Here is a 4,521-nt window from a genome sequence, read left to right as displayed (position 1 = left end):
TGGTCCGTGGCGGCCGGCGGCATCGTGGTCCTGCTGACCGGGCTCGCGGCGGTGGTCGTGGTCAGCCGCAGGAGCCGGCTGACCTTCCGCGGCGCCCTCCGGATAGCGTTCACTGGCAAACGTGAGCCGGCCATCTAACCTTGGCTGCCTCAGCCAAGTGCTGAATTCCGGCTGGTGGAGGGCCCTTAACGATGGGGAGGCCTCCTTGGGTATAGGGGTTATTGTCCACTCCCCGGTTTAGGTATAGGGGTTATTGCCCATTGCCTGAAATTAGGTACAGACGATCGTTGTGCGTTCTTCCGCTCCAGGTCTACCCTGTGCGTATCTGGAATTAGCCATCGTTGTTGCTGGGGATCGACGCTGGCTTTAAGCAGTTGGATACATCGAAGCCCCAATAGAAACAGCCAAGAAAATGCAAGCTAAGTCCGATGGCTTAGTAAGGCCCCAGTCCTCGTCGCAAGCGCCGCACCAAGTCGGCTCGATAATTCCTGCAGCGCTTGGGCCGCCTGCAATAAAGACTATCCAGAGCAGCGTTCATTAGGCGTGGCCAATCCGCGGTTGCGGCAGTGCCCGACTTTCCAGTTTTTCCTCACATCGGAATTGTGTCGCGTGGAATAACTGTTTTACAGAAATTATCGTTTTGATAGGGGCCGGGCTGATGTTCTGGCGTAAATTCATGGCGGCTGCTTCATCCATTCTGGTTGGGACCGCAATTATCACTCCTACATCGGCAAACGCCGCAGCGACCACCTCGCTGACCATGGACACCTTCGTGCAGGCGGACAGGGCGACCACCAACTTCGGGACCAGCATCCGTCTGTCCACGGACGGCCGGGCGTACATCTGGCGGAACACACTTATTCGGTTCAGTGTCCACGTTCCCGCGGGCGAACGCGTTGTTTCAGCCAAGCTCCGGTTATTCTCCGAAGCCTCTGCATCTTCCACTCAGTTCGTGGATGTGTTTACTACATCTGGCGGCTGGACCGAGCGGGGCGTCACCTGGAATACCGCGCCCGCACGAGGGACCTGGCTGGGAAAGGTCGGCGGGTTCGCCAGCGGCTCCTGGGTGGAATGGGATGTTACCAAGGGCGTAAGCCCAACGGGTGGCGAACAGAACTTCAAGCTGGAAAGCAACGCGCAGAAGTGGATCGGGTTCAAGTCGAAGGAATCTCCTGATTCCGCCAGGCGTCCAAGACTGGTGGTGACGACGGCGCCCACCACGGCACCACCTACCGAGGCGGCGGTAGTCCATGGTTGGGGAACGCCGGTAGCTGGCGACGAATTCAACTACACGGGTGCGCCGGACGCCACGAAGTGGAATGTCTACAACAGCCCCGGGCACGCGGGTAACGGTATCCGGAGCCCGCAGCAGGTTATCGTCGACGGTACCAAAATGGTCATGAATGGGACCCCGGACGGCACCACCGCAGGAATGGGCGCGAGGTTTGCAAACCAGAAGTACGGGCGGTGGGAAGTCCGCGCGGCGGGGTCAGGCGATAACGAATACCATATGGTGTCCATCCTTTGGCCCGACAGTGAGAATTGGCCCTGCGACGGCGAAGTTGACTACGCGGAGACCACCGGCGACTGGAACGTCATCAAGTTCTTCCACCACTATGGATGTTCGAACTCGCAGACGTCTGCGTCCAGGCCTATTGATGTCAGCCAGTTCCACAACTACGCCGTTGACTGGTCTCCCAATGGGATCGTCGGCTACGTCGATGGGGTGAAGTGGTTTGAGGACTACGACCCAACGCACCAGCCTCCCGGTTCCATGCACCAAACGCTACAGCTTGACTGGTTCCCGGACAGCACCACCAACGGCGCAGGGGAGATGCGGGTGGATTGGGTTCGCGTGTATGCGGCGGCCGGAACGGCCTAGAAGGCCAGGCACGACGGCGACGCCGGACTTCCGCACCCCCGCACCCTGGTAAGGGGTGCTGGGGCGGGAAGTGCCGGCGTCGTACTTTGTCTTTGCTTCCCTCGTCCGGGCTAGTGCCGGTGCCTACATGGACGAGATGTTAAGGATGTTGCCCTCACTGTCCAAGAACCAGGCGCCCTTGCCGAACTCGTCCAGGGTGGCGATGCCGTTCTCTGTCTTGAGCCCGGGCATGTCGTAGTCCTCGAACACCACGCCGCGGCTCCGCAGGTCCTCCACCTCGCGGTCAAAGTCCGGACATACCCAGCTCATCTGCGTGTTTTTCGCCGAGCCGGCGTTGTCCGTCTGGTACAGCAGGAATCCCGTGCCCTTGCCGCAACGGTAGATCAGGTTCTCCTCGCCCAGGACCTGGTCGGGTTCAAGGCCCAGCTTGTCCCGGTAGAAATCCCTGGCCCGGTTGATGTCCTTCGCGGGCAGTACACCCATAACGTCCCGATCCTTGAGCATGGCGAATCTCCTTGCTGCGCATTGATGGCGATGCTCTCCCCCTGTGCCGGCCGTGCCGTTTCCGGACAGGCCGCGTGCCCGCCCTTTGCGCCGACTGCCGGGGCGGCCACCTGGGATCCGAACCGCTGCGCCAGCCATCATCAGCGCGGGAGTCCCCGAAGCTTACGAAGCCATTATGGAACCGAATCAGCGCCAGCGAAATAGGGCAAAATGTGGCCATCGGTGTTTCGGCTCAGGGGGTCTTGGCGTGGATAAATCGGTGCCGCTCGAACGCATGGTTTTCTTCAGCGACGCGGTGTTCGCCATCGCCCTCACGCTCCTGGCGCTGGACCTCAAGCTGCCCCTGGGCATCCCGCCGGAACGCCTGACGGCCGAGCTGGCGGGCGCAATTCCGGAACTGCTGGCGTTCGCGCTTTCGTTCCTGATCATCGCGCGGGTGTGGATGTCCCACCACAACGATTTCTTCCGCATCCGGGACTTCAACCCGCAGCTCGCGTGGCTGAACATGCTGCTGCTGTTTTTCATCGTGATGCTCCCCGCGCCCACCGCCGTCCTCAGCGACTATGGCGGAAATCCGAGTCCATGGCCCAGCGTGCTGTACGCCGCCACGATCTCCGGCGTCTACCTGACGCTCGCCGGCATGTGGACCTACGCCTGGCGCAAGGGCCTGACCGATGACACGGTGGACGACGTCGAGCACCGGCGTGTGTTCCTGGCCAGGCTCACGGCCCCCGCGGTGTTCCTGCTCAGCATCCCGGCAGCGTTCGTGCTGGGCAGCAATACCCCGTTCCTGTGGTTCCTGATCATCCCCGCTGCCCTCCTGATCCGGCGGCTCACAGCTCGCCGCTCTCCGGCCGCCGCCCAGTAACGGCGCAGTAACGCCTGCCGCGGCATAATGCGGCAGTGAACGAGGGCCTGCACCGCTTGGCCGCCCCAGCATGGGCGGCGGTCCTCGCGCTGCTTCTGCCCGCCTGCTTCGCCAGCGATGACGACGGCGGGATCCCGGCTTCCGGAGGCTCCGCAAGTTCCACAGGCGCCACGGCTTCTTTGAGCCCTTCTTCCGCTCCGTCCCCAAACCTGCCACCCCCACAACCGCCGGGTCCCCCGGTGCCCAACCAGCCACCGGCGCCGGAGGCCGTGGTGCTCGACTGGCTGCCCGTCGGCCCGGTGGGGCGCGGCGACCCGGTCTGGTACGTGGACCTGAAAGGCCTGAACTGCACCACCCAGGGAGATCCCGCCACAGCAACCACCATGCTGGAGCTGGCACCGACGCTGTGCCAGGGCCTCAACGGCGACCAGGCCGCCTGGGCAAGTGGCACCGCGGCCCTCGATACGATCCCCGCACCAACCCTGGCAACGTCCGACTGCTGGTCCATGGCTGCCTACGAAGTGCTGCAGAACATTGCCGGCTTCCGCCGGCAGAACCCGGCCGTGCCGTTCACCCTGGTCCCGAGGCAGGGCACGGCCTGCCCCGCGGACCTCAAGTTCCTCGAGGACGATATGCGGAACTCACCGCCCGCCCCCGTGTGCGCCGGCGCGGCGCTCGTCCTGGTGGGAACCCTTGAAGGCCTGCCGCCAGGGTCGATCCGGTCCGTCAGCGTGGGAACGGCCATCGCAGCCGTGGGGTTCCGGAACAGCCCGGACGATTTCAACTATCCGCCCGGCGACCTTTACTTCCTGGCCCCGCCCATTGAAGCGGCGGGCCCCGCTACGGTCAGCGTTGCCGTGGCCGACGCCGACTATCCGGTGCAGGGGACCGTCACCCTGGATTACGCGGACCCGCGCACGTGCCTGCCGCCGTCGGGCACCGCACCATGACCGAGGGCAGTGGCGGTGAGCGTTCCTCCTGGTCGCGCGCCTTTGGCGTGGTCGCCGCCGTCGGCCCGCCGCTCACGGTGGCAACGGCGCTGCTCTTCTACTTCGGCTGGGCCCGCGCGGATGCCCAGGCCGCCTACATGGGCCTGAACGTGAGCCTGTTCGGGTACTCGGTGCAGGATTACCTCCTGATCAGCATCAACGCGCTCTTCGTGCCGCTGGTGTCCATCCTGGTCCTGGCCGTGGTGTGGCTGGCCCTCGACCGCTGGCTGCGCCGATGCATCGCGGAGGACCGCGGCCGGGCGACCATCGTCCGGGCC

The 4,521-nt window shown here is 64.1% G+C and carries 4 protein-coding genes and 1 pseudogene; 4 read left to right on the top strand and 1 reads right to left on the bottom strand.

Translation table 11 applies throughout. The features are described from left to right. Positions 1–658: 658 nt before the first annotated feature. Positions 659–1,882, top strand: coding sequence for a CBM96 family carbohydrate-binding protein (locus tag AC5RTT_RS19755; RefSeq protein ID WP_494146594.1), 1,224 nt, complete (start codon positions 659–661; stop codon positions 1,880–1,882). A 123-nt stretch (positions 1,883–2,005) separates the two neighbouring features. Here AC5RTT_RS19755 and AC5RTT_RS19750 read toward each other — a convergent pair whose 3' ends face one another. Next, complete coding sequence (locus tag AC5RTT_RS19750; protein WP_494146593.1) at positions 2,006–2,386, bottom strand: VOC family protein; 381 nt, start codon at positions 2,384–2,386, stop codon at positions 2,006–2,008. Positions 2,387–2,633: 247 nt separating this feature from the next. On the opposite strand from AC5RTT_RS19750, the gene AC5RTT_RS19745 reads away from it, so the two are divergent. From AC5RTT_RS19745 to AC5RTT_RS19735, 3 genes and pseudogenes are all read left to right on the top strand, one after another. Then, complete coding sequence (locus AC5RTT_RS19745; protein ID WP_494146592.1) at positions 2,634–3,254, top strand: TMEM175 family protein; 621 nt, start codon at positions 2,634–2,636, stop codon at positions 3,252–3,254. Between the two features lie 239 nt (positions 3,255–3,493). Beyond that, the gene (locus AC5RTT_RS19740) at positions 3,494–4,204 is read left to right on the top strand and encodes a hypothetical protein (protein WP_494146591.1); all 711 of its coding nucleotides are present in this window, start codon (positions 3,494–3,496) and stop codon (positions 4,202–4,204) included. Further along, positions 4,201–4,521, top strand: a pseudogene (locus tag AC5RTT_RS19735) (hypothetical protein); the annotation flags it as partial. The gene AC5RTT_RS19740 and the pseudogene AC5RTT_RS19735, both read left to right, overlap by 4 nt.

This window comes from Arthrobacter sp. Y3221157, from assembly GCF_059089865.1.
Note: the sequence above shows the minus strand (reverse complement) of the source record. Positions and strands in the feature narration are given on the sequence as shown.